Raw genomic sequence first — 18744 nt, forward strand, 5'->3', positions numbered from 1 at the left:
TGCTCCTATCTTTGTAAAGATAATGGTTATAATTGGATTTATTCATCAATATGACAATTAGTTAATCAAAAGTTAAAATAAACATAATTAATAGTGTTACTATTATCTTTGCGTGTAAATACTATTTTAATGAAAACATTACTTTCAAATTTAAGAATTGATATTAATGAAAATATCTATTTAAAAGATCCTCAATCGTCTGATTTAGGCAAACGGATCATAAAAAACAGTATATTTCTCATTGATGATATTGGCTTTGACAGTTTTACCTTCAAGAAGTTAGGACAACTCATAGGGTCTAATGAAAGTTCTATATATCGCTACTTTGATAGTAAGCATAAATTACTTCTATACCTAGCCTCATGGTACTGGGCTTGGTTAGAATATCAATTAGTGTTTTCGACAACTAACATCGCTGATCCAAAAGAAAAACTAGAAAAAGCCATTAATATACTAACGCGAACTATAGAGTCTGATTCTACTTTTTCTCATATAGATGAAGTTGCATTAAATCGTGTCGTCATCAATGAGTACTCTAAATCATATCTCACGAAAGAAGTTGATGAAGAAAATAAAGATGGCTACTTCGCTATTTACAAACGATTAATAACACGTTTACATGATGTTATCATAGAGGTAGATAGCACCTATAAATTTCCGCATAGTTTAGCCAGTACTGTTTTAGAAGGTGCTTTACATCAGCATTTTTTGAAAGATCATTTTAAATCATTAACCGATTGTAATGAGCAAACAAAACCTTCAGATTATTTCACGCATTTAGTATTTAACGTTTTAAGCCCTACCAAATGACAAAAACAATTCTAACCTCATGGCAACGCTTGATAGGTTTATTAAAATTAGATCGAAAAGACATCAGGCAAGTGTTTTATTATGCAATTTTTGCTGGATTAGTAAATTTATCACTTCCCTTAGGGATTCAAGCTATAATAAACCTCATACAAGGTGCACAAATAAGTAGTTCTTGGATTGTATTGGTCGTCTTAGTAACTCTGGGAGTCGCCTTTGCCGGTAGTTTACAATTGATGCAAATGCGAATTATTGAAAATGTTCAGCAAAAAATTTTTACAAGATCATCATTTGAATTTGCATATCGCTTTCCAAAAATAAAAATGGATGAATTACGTCACTATTATCCGCCTGAATTAGCCAATCGCTTTTTTGATACGCTCAATGTACAAAAGGGTTTAGCAAAGATTTTGATTGATTTCCCTGCGGCTTTGCTTCAAATTATTTTGGGCTTATTATTACTTTCATTTTATCATCCGTTTTTTATTATTTATGGTATTTTATTAATCCTTTTAATTTATGTGGTTTTCAAATTTTCAGCTCAAAAAGGTTTAGACACCAGTCTGGATGAGTCTAAGCAAAAATATAAAGTAGCACATTGGCTACAAGAGGTAGCACGATCGATTTTAAGTTTTAAATTATCAGGAAAAACAAGTTTAGCTCTTGACAAAAATGATCATTTGGTTTCTGAATATCTTGATGCCAGAGAAAGTCATTTTAGAGTTTTGGTTCAGCAGTTTTTAAAATTAATTGGCTTTAAAGTGTTAGTCACAGCCGGATTGCTTGTTATTGGTGGGTTTTTAGTCCTCAGTCAACAAATGAATATCGGGCAATTTGTTGCTGCAGAAATTATTATCCTTTTAGTCATCAACTCAGTAGAAAAATTAATTCTAGGCTTAGAATCGTTTTATGATGTACTAACTTCAATTGAAAAATTAGGGCAAGTTGTTGATAAAGAGTTAGAGCCTCAAGAAGGTGATACTATAGATTCTGAAAATAGAACGATCAAAATAGAATTAGATAAGGTAAGCTATTCCGTACCCGACAAACCTGATCCCATTTTAAAAGATATCTCATTAACCATTGAACCAAATGATAGAATTTTAATTCATGGTTCTCATGGGTCTGGTAAAACAAGTTTATTAAAAGTTATTGCTGGCATATTCTTACCTTCTTCGGGTAACGTTTATGTAAATGATATTGCGCTTAGCGGAATAAAACTCAATAATTACAGAGCTTTTATCGGACAATCATTACCAGAAGAATCACCTTTTGAAGGCACGATTAGAGAGAATCTTACGTTTGGAGATACATCGATAACAGATGATGATATTAAGGTTGTTCTTGAAAAAACCAAGCTGGTAGATTTTGTAAAATCCCAGCCTCTCGGCCTGAGAACCATGCTCTATCCTGAAGGTCAGCGCTTATCTTCAACAGTGACTAAAAAAATTGTATTGGCAAGAAGTATTTTAAAGAAGCCTAAACTTTTACTTCTAAAAGACCCTTTAAATCAATTTGAAACTAAAGAAGCACAAAGTATCATGACTTATCTATCTGATAAAAATAACCCATGGGCTTTAGTTGTGGTAAGCTATAATATGGACTGGAGAAAGAACTGTTCTAGAATCATCAATTTAGAGGATGGACAAATCAAATAAATTATACGAATATGCTTAATATCTCTCATAATAAACTCAACAAAAAAGTTGACTTATCAAAATACAAATCGGTACAAAAAGTGTTTCACAGAAGACATTTCAAGCATTTTAACCGTTTTTTAATTGCTTTTGCAATAACTGTGATTATTGTGATGTTTTTGCCATGGACTCAAAACATAAACAGTCGTGGAAATGTAACTACATTAACACCTGATCAGCGACCACAAACCATTCAATCACCAATTCCTGGACGAATTGAAAAATGGTATGTTCGTGAAGGAGATTATGTTAAAAAAGGAGATACAATTTTGTTTATTTCTGAAATAAAAAATGAATACTTCGATCCGAATTTAGTGAATCGAACAGGTAAACAAATTAAAGCAAAAGAAGCGTCAGCAACGTCTTACGGATCTAAAGTAGAAGCCCTAAATAATCAAATTGGTGCTTTAGTCAGAGAACGAAAACTAAAATTAGAGCAAGCCGAAAACAAATTGCTTCAAGCCAAACTCAAAGTAAAAAGTGACAGCATCGATTTAGAGGCAGTAAAAATTAATTTAAGTATTGCCGAAAGACAAATTGGAGCCATACAAAAACTTTATGATGAAGGACTAAAGTCATTAACTCAATTAGAAGAAAAGCGCTCAAAATTTCAAGAAACACAGGCAAAACTCATTTCTCAGGAAAACAAATATCTATCTGCTAAAAATGAAGTGATAAACGCCAGAGTTGAAATTAATCGTGTACAAGCTGAATACGCCGATAAAATTTCAAAAGCACAAAGCGATAAATTTACTGCTGAGTCTAGTCAGTTTGATGCAGAAGCACAAGTCACCAAGCTTGAAAGTGATTATACAAGTTATGAAATGCGAAATGACTTATACTATATAAAAGCGCCTCAAAATGGATATATCAATAAAGCGATAAAAGGTGGTATTGGTGAAACATTTAAAGAAGGAGAACGCCTGGTTGGAATAATGCCTGCAGATTATGATTTGGCCGTAGAAATGTACGTTAACCCTATAGACTTACCATTAATACATCTTGATGAAAAGGTTCGTGTACAATTTGATGGATGGCCTGCAATTGTATTTAGTGGTTGGCCTAATGTATCTTATGGAACTTATGGAGCTAAAGTGGTAGCTATTGAAAACTTCATTAGTGATAATGGAAAATTTAGAGTGCTGCTCGCTCCAGATGAAAGTGACCATAATTGGCCTGAAGCCATCAGAGTTGGATCAGGAGCCATGACTATCGCTTTATTAGAAGATGTTCCAATTTGGTTTGAATTGTGGAGAAAACTCAATGGCTTCCCTCCTAATTACTACCAACCCAATAATAAATCAACTGCTAAAACTGAAAATAAATAGATAGCGATTATGATTAAATATCTTAGCATTATTTGTCTTCTAACGACCACATTACTCAATGCGCAATCACAAGATTCAATTGTATTGACATTAAGTGAGTATCTAGGTTATGTCAAAAAATATCATCCAATTGCTAAACAAGCCAATTTAACATTACAAGTTGGTCAAGCCAATTTGATGAAAGCAAGAGGTGGTTTTGACCCAAAAATCGAAATTGATAATGATCGAAAGAAGTTTAAAAACATTGAATATTACGATCAACTCAATGCTACCTTTAAAATTCCGACGTGGTACGGCATAGAACTTAAAGGAAATTTTGAACAAAATGATGGTGATTTTTTAAACCCTCAGGCTTTTGTTCCTGAAGACGGCTTGTATAGTGCTGGAATTTCAGCCTCTCTCGGACAGGGATTGTTTATTAATAAGCGTATGGCAGACCTAAAAAAAGCAAAAGTTTTTACAGAGCAAGCCAAAGCAGATAGAGAATTGCTTATCAATCAAATTTTGTACGATGCGTCTATAGCTTATTTTAATTGGCTTCAAGCCTATAATGAAATAGAAATATACAAGCAATTTTTATACAATGCAGAAATTCGCCTAAAAGGTATTGAAAGAAGCGTTGAAACTGGAGATAAAGCTAATATAGATGCTGTAGAAGCTGGTATTATAGTTAAGAATCGAACATTGGGTTTAGAAAAATCTAAAGTCAAATTAATGAAAGCTTCCTTAGAACTTTCAACCTATCTATGGCTTAACGATAATATCCCTGTTGAAATACAACCTCAGGTAATTCCTGATGTTTTAATTGAAAATACGATAGATGATGTTTTAGAAATTTCAGGGTTAGGGATGTCTGACATTACCATTGAAAACCATCCAAAATTGAAATCTTTAGGGTTTAAATATGAAGGCCTCGAAATTGACAAGCGTTTAAAAGCTAACAAATTATTACCCACAATTGACATTCAATATAATTTTCTAACTGAAACAGCTGATATTGCAAGATCCTTCAATACCAACCAATATAAAGGCGGATTCAATATTGCTTTTCCTTTATTTTTAAGAAAAGAACGTGGCGACTTAAGGTTGGCAAAAACAAAACTTCAGGATTTACAATTTGAAATAGACAATACAAAAATTACAATTCAGAATAAAGTATTAGCAATTTACAGAGAACTCGAATCCTTTGAAATTCAAAATCAGATTATTGAGGATATTGTAACAGATTACACCACAATGCTCAATGCTGAAGAGCGTAAATTCAGTTTTGGTGAGAGTTCAATATTTTTAATCAATTCCCGTGAAAAAAGCCTCATTGATTCTAGATTGAAAGCTATTGAACTTCAGAATAGTTTTTTAAAAACAAAGGCCAAATTATTTAATAGCTTGTCTAGGGATTTAAACAATATTTAATTCTCTTTGTGATCAGGGTTAGCAGTACTTTTTGTTTTTTCCTGAATAGGGAATTCATCTTTAATGACATTCACAGTTGCTTTAACACCTGTGAGTAAATTCCATTTTTTTGAAGATACAAGAATGCCTTTATCATCATAAACTAAAAACTCTGCGGTATTCGGACCAGAGTCACCTTGATTTAAGGCTTCAAAAACAATATTATTAATTCCGACACTAAGGTCGACATTAAACCCTTTATATCCTGATGTTAGCAACAATGACGGAACAATAATATCTCCATTAACATAGACACGTACTAAATCGCCATCGGGATATTCATGATCACGACATACTATATTTACAAAGCGACCATTACTTCTAATGTCTCCAAGAAAGACATCTGCCATGGTTTCTATCTTCAAACCTTGTTCAACTGCGATTTTATTAAAACGTTTTTCAAAAAGTTCTCCAGGATTTCGCAATCCGTTGTCATCTATCATTGAAAACTCTTTTTGCTTTTTTTTAATAGAATATTTGCTTTCGGTAGGAATGCCCAGACTGTTTGTTTTTGGCTTGGTTATACCAATCTTAGAATTAGGTTTAATAATAAGCTTTTTGGTAGAGTCTTTTTCCTTGGTCTCTATAGCAGGTATTTTAATAGACTTCTTTTCCTCAGTGTCTGGCTGAGCAAACAAAGAAAAAGTGCTTAAGGCTAATATGAAAAAAACAAAATAGGTCTTCATTACATTTTTTTTAGTATAGTAACTCAAAAACTATACCTAAGGTTAAAAGTAACGACTTTAGGCTGTAAAGATTTTAATTTTTCGTTAAAACTTTCCGTTAAAACTCAATCGCAACTTTCGTGTGTACTCTTCTAACAACCAATCTTTATAGTTTTTTGTACTGTTCATAATACAATAACAGTATTGCTTAATGCGATAACATATATCATCATGCAGTAGTTTTGCCAGCTCTCTAGCTTCAAAAACATCTTCACTATTAGCAATCACTAATTCAGAATGTTGTGCAATACTATTTTCTATGGCTTGCATAGATTTACGACCTTCTCTGATGACTTTTTTGTATTCGGCTTTAATATCAAAATCATCATTAGGATTTTTCTTAAAACGCTTTCTAAGCGATTCTGGCATTTTATAGACAAACTCACGTTCTATATCTTCATCATTACGTAGGTTTTCTAAGTAAAAATCTGGGTTTTTAAAGATATGTTGCCAATCTACAGGCTGACTCCATGGTCCGAACCGCACAGCATTATTACCTAAGTCAATTACCGTAAATTTAGATTTATCGTTAAATATTCTAGATCCTCTACCAATCATCTGGAAATACAAAGTCAATGAACGTGTTGCTCTATTGAGTATAATAGATTCAACAGATGGTTCATCAAATCCAGTCGTTAAAATACTCACAGAGGTTAGAATACCATTAGGCGTATTTTTAAACCATTTTAAAATTTCCTTTCGGTCTTGTTTTGATGACGTATTATCAAGGTGACGAATATCATAACCCGCTCTTTTAAAGGTGTAGTAAACTTCTTTTGAAGTGTTGATACCATTATTAAAAATAAGTGTCTTTTTTCCTTTAGATAATTCTTCGTAAGCAAACAGAAGTTTCCCTTGCATTGCTGCATTGGTATATAAGGCTTCAGATGACTTTACAGTGTAATCCCCATTGATACCAATCTTTAAAGTATTAAGCGAAACATCGTAATTGTAAATTTCTGCTGAAGCCAAAAACCCATTTTTTATTAAAGTTGAAATATTATCACCAACGATAAGTTCTTTATAATTATCTTTCATTGGTAATTTGATATTACTACTCAATGGAGTTGCTGTAACACCTAGAATAAAACAGTTGTCAAAAAACTTAAACAACTTTCTAAACGAATTATAATGAGCCTCATCTATAATAACTAAACCAATATCTTCTAGGTTTAATTTTCCGTCGTTAAGCCTGTTATTAAGCGTTTCTACCATGGCAACAAAACATTCGTACTGGTCTTGATCTGGTAACTCTTTTACTTTACTATTGATGATTTTATTATTAACGCCAAAGCCATGCAGTACTTTAGAGGTTTGCTTACATAGCTCAATACGATGCGTTAAAATCACCACCTTTTTCTGGTGTTTTTTTATATACTGTCTTACAATCTCAGAAAATATAACAGTTTTACCACCACCTGTTGGCAATTGATATAATAAGTTATAATTATCTGGAGCTGAATCAAAAACGTCAAAAATACGTTTAAGATCAGCCAGTTGATAGTCATAAAGACGTTTTTTACTTTCCTTCTTTGATGTTATTTCGAGGGTGTCGGACATAAAATTAATAGCTTCTGAAAAAAAAATTCTCACAAAATTAAGCTTTTATAAGGTTAACAAAGCATATTGTTAAAAAGAAATGAAAAGTAATTCCTACCCTACACTGTTAAAATTTGTTAAATTACTACTATGCTATACAAAGTACTGTAACATTTTTAAATTACCATCGTCTATCTAGTATAACATCAATCATTAAAAACAATTATTATGAGAACTTTAAACAACAATCAATTAACAAGTACAGTAACCGAAACAAAAATTTACACTTGGAATAAAAAAAGACGCTATAGATAAAATAGCTATTAAAAATTATCAATCAAAAAATCGAAAAAATCATGAGAACATTAAACAGCAATCAATTATCAAGTACTTCAACAGAAACAAAAATTTTTACTTGGAATCAAAAAAGACGTTATAGATAATTAATCTGTAACTATTCATCAATCAAAATATCAATCTACCATGAAAGCTTTAACTAAAATTATCAACACATCACATACAACAAATGACGATTTAGAAACGTTACGTTAACAGTAAGTGATCACAACATTTATCATCAATCAAAATTTATATTGAATTTCATTTCAATATACAATCCATAAAGACCAGTATTCGCTAAGTATGCTGGTCTTTTTGATTTATAAAAATCATGGTATCGTTTTTGAGACTTAAACATATTAATCATTTTTAAAAACTATTATTATGAAAACTTCAAGACGACAATCCGTTCAAGTAAATGCAGGTTCAATGGCAGACATAGCCTTTTTACTTCTTATTTTCTTTCTGGTCACTGCTATGATTCCAAACGACAAAGGGATTAACCGAAAATTGCCAGCACCTTGCCCTCCAAATATCAATTGTGGAGGAGAAATTCATCACAAAAACACTTTAGAAGTTAAAGTGAATTCAAAAGATGAACTATTAGTAGAAAATAATAGAATAAGTATTAATGATTTAAAAGATATTGCCAAAAACTTTCTTGATAACAATGGTGATGGTTCTTGTGGATACTGCAATGGATTGAAATCTAAAACATCATCAGATAATCCTAAAGCAGCAGTAATTTCGTTAACTAATGACAAGCAAACCAGTTATGATTTTTACATCAAGGTCCAAGATGAATTAACTAAAGCGTATTATGAATTGCGAAATCAGTATTCTGAAACGGTTTTAAAAAAACCTTCAAACGAATTATCAAAAGAGGAACTTCAAAACGTAAGAGCTGCCTATCCATTTATATTATCTGAAGCAGAACTTAAGCATTAACGCTTCAACGAATCATTTTCAATTTTAACTCTATAACTGATGTTAACTTTGCGTTTGCCCCACTCTCTGGCAGCTTTAACATCAGTTCCCATATAAACATCTATTCGGTTCCACCATCGTTTGTTCATTTTATCCTTAACCAAATAGGTGCCTTCTAAACCTTCAATCTTCACCAGCGTATTATGAGTTAATCCTTCTCGCAATAAATTTCTGGACACGGCAATATAGCGCAAACCAGGTTTTAAACTATCTCCAAAGGCTGTTATATTCGGATTAGAATTAGTTTGATATGATAGAGAATTATAAGCTGTTGCAGTAACTTCAATCGTTTTCCATTCGTAAGCTGAGTCTAATTCTTTTTTACAACCACATAGCAACAAACAAAATCCAAAAAGAAAAAATCGCTTATATATTATAGAAGAATACATATTTAAATATAAGATTTTGTAACTTCACAAGCATCAAATAATTCAAATTTTATGAAATTTTTCTACATTTCTTTAAGTCTACTAATTATGACCACTTCGTGTAAAAATGATGTTAAATCGGCTGATAATTCAATCAATACAAACGATTCTATAAATCTTGTTCAGCGTGCTAAAGCAATTCACGAACGTGTAATAACATTAGATACGCATTGTGATATTAATGTCAAAAACTTCACTGACACAATCAATTATACACAAAATTTAGAATCTCAGGTTAATCTCCCAAAAATGAAAGCTGGTGGGCTGGATGTGGCTTGGTTTATTGTATACACTGGTCAGGATACGCTTACCGATGAAGGCTATAAAAAAGCTTATGACAACGCTATGTCTAAGTTTAATGCCATTCATAAATTAGTTGAAAATATTGCTCCAGACCAAATCGAATTGGCGCTCAACTCAAATGATGTTAGAAGAATTCACTCATCTGGAAAAAAAGTAGCAATGATTGGTATTGAAAATGGCTATCCAATAGGAACTGACATTTCTAATGTTGAAAAATTCTATAATCTCGGTGCTCGTTATATGTCACTATCTCATAACGGACATAGTCAATTATGTGATAGTAATACAGGTGAAGCGGATGATGTTTGGCTGCATGATGGACTAAGCGACTTAGGGAAAGAAGTTATTAAGGAAATGAATCGTTTGGGAATTATGATTGACGTGTCGCATCCTTCTAAAGAATCGATGAGGCAAATGATTGAATTAAGTGAAGCTCCAATTATTGCATCGCACTCTTCTGCAAGAGCGTTGTGTGATCATAGCAGAAATTTAGATGACGAACAATTGCAGTGGATGAAAGAAAACGGAGGCGTTATTCAAACAGTAGCATTTCAAGCTTATACCAATACGGAGAAAAACGATACAAGAAATGAAGCTATTTTAGCTATTCGAAAAGATATTGCCAAGTCTTTAGGTGCCACATGGTATGAATGGAGCGAAACAAAAACATTGTCTGAAGCAGACAAAAATGCTTTTTATGACGTTAGAGCAAAAATTGTCAAATTAGCTGATGAAAAAGCAAGCCATATTAAAGACTTTCCGCCTAAGGTTAATGTATCCGATTTTGTAGACCATATTGATTATATGGTTGAGAAAATAGGACTTAAACATGTTGGAATTAGCAGTGATTTTGATGGCGGAGGCGGTGTTGATGGCTGGAGTGATGCTTCGGAAACTTTTAATGTCACACTAGAATTAGTAAAACGTGGCTATACTGAAGATCAAATTGAGCAACTCTGGAGCGGAAATTTATTGCGTGTTTTAGATGAAGTACAAGCTGTAGCAACAAAAAGCTAAGTGGCTAGAATCCTAGAAGTTTTGACACAACTGTAGCTACCACTAAAACACATAATATAGAATTTATAATAATACCAAAAGCCTTCTTAAAAGACCTAGGATCTTTCAAACCCTTAATGCTAAAAGTAAAACCCAGAATGGATGTTGTTATGATTAAAATTATTAAAAAACTACTGACATTACTATATATATCAACTGAAATAGAATTATTTGCTGCTAATAATTGAAAGACTAGAAATAGCAAAAAACTTACAAGAGTTATTATAGCAAATTGAAAACCTTTATTTGAGTTAGATGATTTAGCCATTACTTATTTAATTTTACCCAAACGTTTAAGAATCAACAGTGCGACAACAAACATAAAGCCTAAACCTATAAGTGCATAGCCGCCATATTTATCTTTATTACCTCTAATAAAATAAGCGACATTATCTTTATCTATAAACTGCACTGTTTTATTAAACCTCAAATCACTATGCAACTGAAGAGGTGTTTTATCATCATGATAAACAGTAATTTCATCACCAATACGTAATTGATCTAATTGTTCAAATTTCGGACTAAAATCTCCGGTTTCTTTACCTACAAAAACATCAAATACAATAGGATAATCCTCTATATGAATAAAGCGGTGGTTCCCTTTATTCCTGTAAGTAATCTCTTGAAAGATTGTATCAAAATAGTCGATTTTTCCAGTAACACTTTCAAACTCAGTTTTAGCCTTTGTCCCTCTTAGTGCTATATAAATTCCGAAACCAACAATCAACACGCACGCTATGAGTGCTTTATAAAAAATTGGCTTAGAGTCTTTCATGAATTTAATATGCTAAAACCGCTTTCAAGGCTTCTTCAAAACGTCCTTTAGCCATGTATTGCTCTTCTAATTGATCAACAAAAGGAATTGGTGTTTCCATACTAGCAACACGTTTTACCGGAGCGTCTAAATATTCAAAGCAGTGTTCCATTATCAATGCTGAAAGATCACTGGCAATCCCACCAAATAAGGAATCTTCTTGTAAAATGATAACTCTATTAGTTTTCTTTACAGAGGCAAAAATGGTTTCAGTATCTAAAGGCTGCAGACTTCTCAAATCAATCAAATCGGCACTAATAGATTCATTAGCATCAAGAGTTTCCAATGCCCAGTGTACTCCTGCACCATAAGAAATAACAGTAACCGCTGTCCCTTCCCTTAAAACCGAAGCTTCACCTATTGGAAGTGTATAATACTCTAAAGGCACATCTTGTCGAATACTACGATACAGTGCTTTATGCTCAAAGAATAATACCGGATTTGGATCTTCAATAGCTGTTGTCAATAAGCCTTTAGCATCATAAGGAAATGCAGGATAAACGACTTTTAGTCCTGGAGTTTTTGTAAACCAGGCTTCATTGGTTTGCGAATGAAATGGTCCTGCGGCCACACCTCCTCCACAAGGCATTCTAATAACCACATCTGCTTGTTGATTCCAACGATAATGCGATTTAGCAAGATAATTGACTACAGGATTAAACCCTGATGTTACAAAATCGGCAAATTGCATTTCCATAACAGCTTTCATACCTGCTATAGATAATCCCATTGCAGCTTCTACAATAGCAGACTCGCATATAGGTGTGTTTCTAACACGTGCTTTACCAAACTGATTTACAAAACCTTCAGTAATCTTAAATACACCACCATACTCTGCAATATCCTGCCCCATAATAACCAGGTCATCATGCTTTTCCATAGCTTGTTTTAAACCTTGAGAAATTGCATCAATAAGTCTGAGTTCAGCAGTTTTAGAATCAGGCTTTATCGCTTTAAAATCAAAGCTCTTATAAACATCATTTAATTCGGTTTCTACATTTGGAACTATAGGAGCTTCATCAAAAGCCATTTGCAAATGCTCGTTAATTTCAAGTGTAATGGCATCTTTAATCGCAACTTCTTGTTTTTCACTCAGGATGCGTTGTTCTTTAAGATAGGCTTGAAAATTTTCCAAAGGATCTTTTTTTGCCCATTCTTGCATGAGCGCTTTAGGCACATACTTTGTGCCACTAGCCTCTTCATGACCACGCATTCTAAACGTTTTGAATTCAATTAAAATTGGTCGCGGTCGCTTGCGAATACTAGCTGCAAGCTTTTGCATTTTCGTATAAACTTCAATAATATTATTACCATCGAGAACAAAAGACTCCATACCATAACCTTTGCCACGATCGGCTAAATCTTTACAATGGTATTGCTCATTCGTTGGCGTAGATAATCCATAACCATTATTTTCAATACAAAACATCACAGGCAATTGCCATACAGATGCGACATTTAAAGCCTCGTGAAAATCACCTTCACTTGTTCCTCCTTCACCTGTAAATACAGTTGTGACTTGCTTTTTGTTTTTTAAAAGACTCGCCAAAGCGATACCATCTGCGACACCTAATTGTGGTCCGAGATGTGATATCATTCCAACGATATTAAATTCTTGGGTTCCAAAATGAAATGAGCGGTCACGACCTTTAGTAAACCCATTAGCTTTACCTTGCCACTGACTAAATAGACGATGTAAAGGAATTTCACGTGTTGTAAAAACACCGAGGTTTCTATGCATAGGTAAGATATATTCATCCTTATGCATTGCCATTGTAACACCTACAGATATTGCTTCTTGACCTATACCAGAAAACCATTTTGAGATCTTACCTTGTCGCAGTAGAATGAGCATCTTCTCTTCTATCATGCGAGGTTTGAGCATGTTTTTGTACAGTTGTAACAGTGTTTTATCGTCTAGATTTTTTTTGTCGTAGGCTATCAGACTCTTGGATGAGGTCAACATTATTATATAAATTGCGTTAGTTAATCAAATGTAAATAAAAATTGACGTTTATGAAGGCTTAGTTCATTTTTTTTAAGTGAGATTCTAATCTGTGATTTTAGCAGTATTTTCGCTATTTTTGTTATATTGAACAGCTAATAAATTTATGATATAATGAATAGAATACCAAGTGTAAACCTTCAGGATTTTATTTCTGGAGATGCAAATAGAAAACAAAAATTTATTGATGAAATAGGAAAAGCATACGAAGACATTGGCTTTGTAGCGCTTAAAGGACATTTTTTAGATGATGAACTCGTTGATAATTTATACAAAGAGGTTAAAAACTTTTTTGACTTACCAGTAGAGACTAAGCGTAGCTATGAAATTGAAGGTATTGGTGGTCAACGAGGCTATGTGTCTTTTGGAAAAGAAAGTGCTAAAGGAAAAAAGGAAGGTGATTTAAAAGAATTCTGGCATTTCGGACAATATGTAGAGGACGATCCAGAACGTGCTAAGGAATATCCTGAAAATGTTGAAGTTAAAGAGCTTCCAGAATTTAATAAAATAGGAAAAGAGACCTATCAAATGCTTGAAAAAACAGCAAAGTATGTTTTACGAGCTTTGGCTTTATTTTTAGATTTAGAAGAAACGTATTTTGATAACTATATCCATAATGGGAATTCAATTTTAAGACCAATCCATTATCCACCTATTTTAGAAGAACCTGAAAATGCTGTACGTGCAGCTGCTCACGGTGACATCAATCTGATCACTTTATTAATGGGTGCTCAAGGTAGAGGTTTACAAGTTCAGAATCATAAAGGTGAATGGATTGATGCCATTGCCGAGCCTGATGAATTGATGATTAATGTTGGAGATATGTTATCCAGACATACTAACAACAAACTTAAGTCAACGATTCATCGTGTTGTAAATCCGCCAAGAGAACTTTGGGGAACTTCACGATATTCAATACCATTTTTTATGCATCCAATAAGTGAAATGAAGCTTAATGTTTTAGAGGGTTGTATTGACGAAAATAACCCTAAAAAGTTTGATGACATTACTGCTGGTGAGTTCTTAAATGAGCGTTTAATTGAACTTGGTTTAAAGAAGTAAATCTGTCTCAAGAGCGTCTCTTAGGAATCTTAACAATGCTTCAGAAAAACGCTAACAGACATTTATAATTTGTTTATGGATTTACAAGATCAACTAAAAAATCTCTTTCCTGATCATGTTTCCGAGGATATTTCCGAAGAAAAAACATCGAAAGATAAAGGGCTTTGGCTACAGGATGACCCTATATTATGCAAATATGAAAAGCGTAAAGGTAAACCCATAACTATACTTGAAGGTTATACGGGAGCAGATGAGGACTTTAAAAAACTAGCTAAAGAATTAAAGCAAAAACTTAGTGTTGGAGGTAGTTTTAAAGATGACAAAATCATTATTCAAGGTGATTATAGAGATAAAATCATGCAGATTTTACTAGATAAAGGGTTTAATGTTAAACGTGTTGGTGGTTAAATGGAATCAAAAGCTTTACATATCTCAAATGGTACTAGTTTAACAAACTACTTGTTTAAATTAGGCATTTCAAATGATTCGAATACAGTGACATGGCAAGAAACACTTTGTGTTGGCCCTACTGTAGAACACATCGCCTCTGAAGCGTTTATCAAAACACGAAAGGCCTTTTTTAAGTCATTTTATGATATCTCATTGAGTCGAAAAGAAATCATGAGCGAACTCAATAAATTAGAAAACATCAAAGATTATACTGAAATAATTCTTTGGTTTGAATATGATTTGTTTTGTCACATCAACATGGTAGCCGTTATAAGCTTGCTGGAACAAAGAGGAATTTACCTTCCTATTTATCTGGTATGCAGCGGACGAGTTGAAGGCGAGAAAGGTTTAAAAGCTCTAGGTGAATTAAAGCCTAAACAATTAGAAGCACATTACAAAGATAAAGTAAAGTTAACCATAGATGATATTGCACTGGCCAAACGCATTTGGAGAATTTATTGTAGTAAAGATCATAATTTATTAATGCCGCTTATTACAAGACCTTCTTCTTTTAAATACCTGAGCAATTGTTTGAAAGCTCATATTAAACGTTTTCCAGATACTCGAAGTGGAATTAGCACATTAGAATACAACATATTAAAACTCGTAAAAGAAAATAATATTACATCCAGACGGCATCTTGTTGGCTACACGCTACATTACCAAGGTTATTATGGTTATGGAGATTTACAACTGGAACGTGTGATCGATTTATTATCTATATTTTTTACCGAAGAAGACAATAGCTTAAAACTCAATAGAAAAGGTCATTTAGCCTTAGAACACCAGCATAATTATCAAAAGGAAATGAATAATACTATTCATTATGGAGGTGTAAGTTGTCTGGATTACAAATTTGACAAACAACAAAATAAACTTATTAAAACAGCTGTTCATGCCAATTAAAGCATCAGAATTAATTTTAAATCCTGACGGAAGTGTTTATCACCTCAATTTACGTCCAGAACATATTGCAAATACCATCATAACAGTTGGTGATCCCGATCGTGTTTCTAGTGTTACAAAACATTTTGATCGCGTCGATTTCAAAACACACAAACGTGAGTTTCATACCCAAACTGGTGTCTATAAAGGCAAACGCCTAACTGTTATTTCTACAGGAATTGGTACAGACAACATTGATATCGTATTTAATGAGTTAGACGCTTTAGTTAATATTGACTTAGAAAAAAGAGAAATTAAACCAGAGTTAACATCACTAGATATTATTCGAATTGGAACCTCAGGTTCTATTCAAAAACATATTCCTATTGATGCTTTTGTGATTAGTGAATATGCTGCTGGATTTGATAGTTTACTACATTTTTATAATAGTACAGATGTTCAGTATTTTGAAATTTCCGAAGCTTTAAAAGTGCAAACCGATTGGTATGACAAAAAATCTGATCCGTATGTAGTGAAATGTAGTGATCAATTACTTCAACATTTATCCAGCGAAAAAACAATCACCGGATTTACAGCTACGAACGTTGGTTTTTATGGTCCGCAAGGCAGAATACTACGTTTAGGGATTCAGGATAATGAATTGAATGACAAGCTGGCCAACTTTAATTATCAAGGAAAACCAATTACTAACCTCGAAATGGAAACTGCTGGTATTTACGGCATTTCAAGTTTACTTGGTCATCGTGCCCTATCCATGAATGCTATCATTGCTAATAGAGCGACCGGACAATTTAGTAGTAATCCAAAACAAACTGTTGACAATCTCATCATTTACACTTTGGATAAAATTGTAGATTTAGATTAATTTTTAAGTACATCATATTGAAACGAATAAACATAGGAGGCGTCCCAGAACATTTTAATCTTGCTTGGTATCTCACATTAAAAAACGGCGAATACAAAGAGCAAGGTATAAATTTACGTTGGAAAGATTATTTTGGAGGCACTGGAGCCATGAACAAAGCACTTAGAGAAGGTGAAATTGATATTGCTGTTATACTTACCGAAGGTGTTATTAAAGATATTATTGATGGTAATCCAACTAAAATAATTCAAACCTTTGTGCAATCACCATTAATCTGGGGAATTCATGTGGCTAACGATTCGAAATATCAAACCATATCAGATTTAAAAGGTACAAAAGCCGCTATTAGTCGTTACGGATCTGGCTCTCACCTCATGGCTTATATCAATGCTGAAAATAACCAATGGGATTTAGATAAAGACCTCGATTTTGAGGTTATTCGCAATCTTGATGGCGCTGTTGAAGGCTTAACTAATGGTGTTGCTGATTATTTTATGTGGGAAAAATTTACGACAAAACCTATTGTAGATGATGGTGTTTTTAGACGTATCGGAAATTGCCCTACACCTTGGCCATGCTTTGTTATAGCAGTTAGAGAGGATTTTTTAGATCAAAACTTAGAGGATGTTAAAATTATTTTAGACATTATTAACGGTACAACCCAAGAGTTTAAACACATTCCTAGTATCGACAAAACAATCGCCAACAGGTATGATCAAAAACTGGAAGATGTTCAAGAGTGGCTGTCACTCACCGAATGGTCACAAAGCGTGATTGATAAAGCTACTGTAGACACAATTCAGGATAAGTTATTTAATCTGGAAATTATTCCTAAAAAAGTAGATTATAATAGTCTCGTAAGAAAAATCAATTAATTTTTAGGTAGGAAAAACCCAACTTGATTTGTTATATAATTGATAAATTAGTGACACTTTATTTTATGCATCTTAACAGAATTTTAGCATTTTAAACGAGTTAACTTTCTATTTATCAAAAATTTATTTACATTTATCCTAACCAAATCTTTATGCTACTTGATTTAAAACTATAAAATATGATTATAACATTAACTTTAATTCTTGCATCCTTAGTTGCATTAAACTTTTTGTTATTGACATTTAGCTGCAACAAAGTAACTAAGAAAACAGCAGCTCAAAACCAGTTAATAATCACAAAACCTAAATCTGTTAAAGTTGTTAAACCTACTGAACGACTTGCTACAAACCAGTTAGCTCCTACCGGAAGTTAGTATTTACCAGTTAATTTCTTTTTTCGCTTTAGACTTCAATATTGCATTTGTTTTACTAAAATGCTTATTACCAAACCAATACCCTCTGTTTGCACTTAAAGGTGATGGATGCCCTGAAGTTAATATATCATGTTGCTGAATATCAATCAATTTTGCTTTCTTTTTTGCAAATCCGCCCCAAAGTAAAAACACAATATCTTTCTTTTTATCACTTATCAGCTCTATAACTTTATCTGTAAATTGTTCCCAACCTTTATTTTGATGGCTTCCAGCCTCATGTGCTCTAACCGTTAAAGTTGCATTAAGTAATAACACGCCTTGTTTCGCCCAACGTTCTAAATTTCCAGATTGCGGATAAGCGATTCCCGTATCTGTTTCTATTTCTTTAAAAATATTGATTAATGATGGTGGATGAGTAATTCCGTCAGCTACCGAAAAACACAAACCATTAGCTTGTCCGATCCCATGATAAGGATCCTGACCGATAATTACCACTTTGACATCATCAAAAGTACAAAGGTCAAAGGCAGAAAAAATTTTAGGTCCAGGAGGAAAACATTTTGTAGAAGCATACTCGCTTTTCACAAACCCGATTAAATCCTTAAAATAGGGCTTATCAAATTCTTGATTTAGTTTTTCTTCCCAGCTTTTATGTATGTTTACCTTCATTTTATCTAAAAAAAATTCTTATTATCTAAATTATGAAATATGTCATAAATTTGTAATATCAAA

At 33.0% G+C, this 18744-nt stretch carries 18 protein-coding genes; 12 read left to right on the forward strand and 6 right to left on the reverse strand.

Features of this window, described 5'->3' with window-relative positions; genetic code table 11:
- Positions 1-129 precede the first annotated feature (129 nt).
- Genes H7350_RS07030 through H7350_RS07045 form a run of 4 tightly spaced genes read left to right on the forward strand, consistent with a single transcriptional unit; the run spans position 130 to position 5245 of the window.
- Entirely contained in the window at positions 130-810 is a 681-nt protein-coding gene (locus tag H7350_RS07030; RefSeq protein WP_204345189.1) for a TetR/AcrR family transcriptional regulator, read from the forward strand.
- On the forward strand, positions 807-2465 hold the full coding sequence (locus tag H7350_RS07035; RefSeq protein WP_204345190.1) for a peptidase domain-containing ABC transporter: 1659 nt from the start codon (positions 807-809) through the stop codon (positions 2463-2465). Before H7350_RS07030 ends, H7350_RS07035 begins: the two co-directional genes overlap by 4 nt.
- 11 nt (positions 2466-2476) lie before the next feature.
- Complete coding sequence (locus tag H7350_RS07040) at positions 2477-3832, forward strand: HlyD family secretion protein (protein WP_204345191.1); 1356 nt, start codon at positions 2477-2479, stop codon at positions 3830-3832.
- A 9-nt stretch (positions 3833-3841) separates the two neighbouring features.
- On the forward strand, positions 3842-5245 hold the full coding sequence (locus tag H7350_RS07045) for a TolC family protein (RefSeq protein ID WP_204345192.1): 1404 nt from the start codon (positions 3842-3844) through the stop codon (positions 5243-5245).
- Here the strand turns inward: H7350_RS07045 and H7350_RS07050 are convergent.
- Positions 5242-5970, reverse strand: a complete 729-nt coding sequence (locus H7350_RS07050) for a hypothetical protein (protein WP_204345193.1) — start codon at positions 5968-5970, stop codon at positions 5242-5244. The genes H7350_RS07045 and H7350_RS07050 overlap by 4 nt on opposite strands.
- Positions 5971-6054: 84 nt before the next feature.
- On the reverse strand, positions 6055-7569 hold the full coding sequence (locus tag H7350_RS07055) for a DEAD/DEAH box helicase (RefSeq protein ID WP_204345194.1): 1515 nt from the start codon (positions 7567-7569) through the stop codon (positions 6055-6057).
- A gap of 702 nt (positions 7570-8271) precedes the next feature.
- Here H7350_RS07055 and H7350_RS07060 point away from each other — a divergent pair.
- Positions 8272-8835 (forward strand): ExbD/TolR family protein, encoded by a 564-nt coding sequence (locus tag H7350_RS07060; RefSeq protein WP_204345195.1) that lies wholly within the window; start codon positions 8272-8274, stop codon positions 8833-8835.
- Here H7350_RS07060 and H7350_RS07065 read toward each other — a convergent pair.
- On the reverse strand, positions 8832-9263 hold the full coding sequence (locus H7350_RS07065) for a 3D domain-containing protein (protein WP_204345196.1): 432 nt from the start codon (positions 9261-9263) through the stop codon (positions 8832-8834). The two genes, H7350_RS07060 and H7350_RS07065, sit on opposite strands and share 4 nt — an antisense overlap.
- A 51-nt stretch (positions 9264-9314) precedes the next feature.
- On the opposite strand from H7350_RS07065, the gene H7350_RS07070 reads away from it, so the two are divergent.
- Entirely contained in the window at positions 9315-10622 is a 1308-nt protein-coding gene (locus H7350_RS07070; protein ID WP_204345197.1) for a dipeptidase, read from the forward strand.
- Positions 10623-10932: 310 nt separating this feature from the next.
- On the opposite strand, the gene H7350_RS07075 is transcribed toward H7350_RS07070, so the two are convergent.
- Positions 10933-11436, reverse strand: a complete 504-nt coding sequence (locus H7350_RS07075) for a hypothetical protein (RefSeq protein ID WP_204345198.1) — start codon at positions 11434-11436, stop codon at positions 10933-10935.
- A gap of 4 nt (positions 11437-11440) precedes the next feature.
- Complete coding sequence (locus H7350_RS07080) at positions 11441-13441, reverse strand: alpha-ketoacid dehydrogenase subunit alpha/beta (protein WP_204345199.1); 2001 nt, start codon at positions 13439-13441, stop codon at positions 11441-11443.
- Positions 13442-13594: 153 nt separating this feature from the next.
- Here H7350_RS07080 and H7350_RS07085 point away from each other — a divergent pair, with 153 nt between their 5' ends.
- The 6 genes from H7350_RS07085 (at position 13595) to H7350_RS07110 (ending at position 18012) form a co-directional block, all read left to right on the forward strand.
- The gene (locus H7350_RS07085) at positions 13595-14542 is read left to right on the forward strand and encodes an isopenicillin N synthase family dioxygenase (protein WP_204345200.1); all 948 of its coding nucleotides are present in this window, start codon (positions 13595-13597) and stop codon (positions 14540-14542) included.
- Between the two features lie 75 nt (positions 14543-14617).
- The gene (locus H7350_RS07090; RefSeq protein WP_204345201.1) at positions 14618-14950 is read left to right on the forward strand and encodes a translation initiation factor; all 333 of its coding nucleotides are present in this window, start codon (positions 14618-14620) and stop codon (positions 14948-14950) included.
- The gene (locus tag H7350_RS07095; RefSeq protein ID WP_204345202.1) at positions 14951-15898 is read left to right on the forward strand and encodes a DUF1835 domain-containing protein; all 948 of its coding nucleotides are present in this window, start codon (positions 14951-14953) and stop codon (positions 15896-15898) included.
- Positions 15888-16763: a nucleoside phosphorylase gene (locus H7350_RS07100; RefSeq protein ID WP_204345203.1), complete on the forward strand. Its 876-nt coding sequence runs from the start codon at positions 15888-15890 to the stop codon at positions 16761-16763. Before H7350_RS07095 ends, H7350_RS07100 begins: the two co-directional genes overlap by 11 nt.
- Before the next feature lie 17 nt (positions 16764-16780).
- Positions 16781-17638 carry a substrate-binding domain-containing protein gene (locus H7350_RS07105; protein WP_204345204.1) on the forward strand — a complete coding sequence of 286 codons (858 nt, stop codon included), beginning with the start codon at positions 16781-16783 and terminating at the stop codon, positions 17636-17638.
- A 179-nt stretch (positions 17639-17817) separates the two neighbouring features.
- Positions 17818-18012 (forward strand): hypothetical protein, encoded by a 195-nt coding sequence (locus H7350_RS07110; protein ID WP_204345205.1) that lies wholly within the window; start codon positions 17818-17820, stop codon positions 18010-18012.
- Positions 18013-18015: 3 nt separating this feature from the next.
- On the opposite strand, the gene H7350_RS07115 is transcribed toward H7350_RS07110, so the two are convergent.
- Positions 18016-18681, reverse strand: coding sequence for a uracil-DNA glycosylase (locus tag H7350_RS07115; RefSeq protein ID WP_204345206.1), 666 nt, complete (start codon positions 18679-18681; stop codon positions 18016-18018).
- Positions 18682-18744 lie beyond the last annotated feature (63 nt).

The sequence above is a fragment of the Psychroserpens algicola genome (assembly GCF_014526325.1).
Lineage (GTDB): Bacteria > Bacteroidota > Bacteroidia > Flavobacteriales > Flavobacteriaceae > Psychroserpens > Psychroserpens algicola.

What these genes read in the sequence shown, in the direction of transcription:
- H7350_RS07030 (WP_204345189.1), top strand. Translation starts at nt 130, where the DNA reads ATGAAAACATTACTTTCAAATTTAAGAATTGATATTAATGAAAATATC.
- H7350_RS07035 (WP_204345190.1), top strand. Translation starts at nt 807, where the DNA reads ATGACAAAAACAATTCTAACCTCATGGCAACGCTTGATAGGTTTATTA.
- H7350_RS07040 (WP_204345191.1), top strand. Translation starts at nt 2,477, where the DNA reads ATGCTTAATATCTCTCATAATAAACTCAACAAAAAAGTTGACTTATCA.
- H7350_RS07045 (WP_204345192.1), top strand. Translation starts at nt 3,842, where the DNA reads ATGATTAAATATCTTAGCATTATTTGTCTTCTAACGACCACATTACTC.
- H7350_RS07050 (WP_204345193.1), bottom strand. Translation starts at nt 5,970, where the DNA reads ATGAAGACCTATTTTGTTTTTTTCATATTAGCCTTAAGCACTTTTTCT.
- H7350_RS07055 (WP_204345194.1), bottom strand. Translation starts at nt 7,569, where the DNA reads ATGTCCGACACCCTCGAAATAACATCAAAGAAGGAAAGTAAAAAACGT.
- H7350_RS07060 (WP_204345195.1), top strand. Translation starts at nt 8,272, where the DNA reads ATGAAAACTTCAAGACGACAATCCGTTCAAGTAAATGCAGGTTCAATG.
- H7350_RS07065 (WP_204345196.1), bottom strand. Translation starts at nt 9,263, where the DNA reads ATGTATTCTTCTATAATATATAAGCGATTTTTTCTTTTTGGATTTTGT.
- H7350_RS07070 (WP_204345197.1), top strand. Translation starts at nt 9,315, where the DNA reads ATGAAATTTTTCTACATTTCTTTAAGTCTACTAATTATGACCACTTCG.
- H7350_RS07075 (WP_204345198.1), bottom strand. Translation starts at nt 11,436, where the DNA reads ATGAAAGACTCTAAGCCAATTTTTTATAAAGCACTCATAGCGTGCGTG.
- H7350_RS07080 (WP_204345199.1), bottom strand. Translation starts at nt 13,441, where the DNA reads ATGTTGACCTCATCCAAGAGTCTGATAGCCTACGACAAAAAAAATCTA.
- H7350_RS07085 (WP_204345200.1), top strand. Translation starts at nt 13,595, where the DNA reads ATGAATAGAATACCAAGTGTAAACCTTCAGGATTTTATTTCTGGAGAT.
- H7350_RS07090 (WP_204345201.1), top strand. Translation starts at nt 14,618, where the DNA reads ATGGATTTACAAGATCAACTAAAAAATCTCTTTCCTGATCATGTTTCC.
- H7350_RS07095 (WP_204345202.1), top strand. Translation starts at nt 14,951, where the DNA reads ATGGAATCAAAAGCTTTACATATCTCAAATGGTACTAGTTTAACAAAC.
- H7350_RS07100 (WP_204345203.1), top strand. Translation starts at nt 15,888, where the DNA reads ATGCCAATTAAAGCATCAGAATTAATTTTAAATCCTGACGGAAGTGTT.
- H7350_RS07110 (WP_204345205.1), top strand. Translation starts at nt 17,818, where the DNA reads ATGATTATAACATTAACTTTAATTCTTGCATCCTTAGTTGCATTAAAC.
- H7350_RS07115 (WP_204345206.1), bottom strand. Translation starts at nt 18,681, where the DNA reads ATGAAGGTAAACATACATAAAAGCTGGGAAGAAAAACTAAATCAAGAA.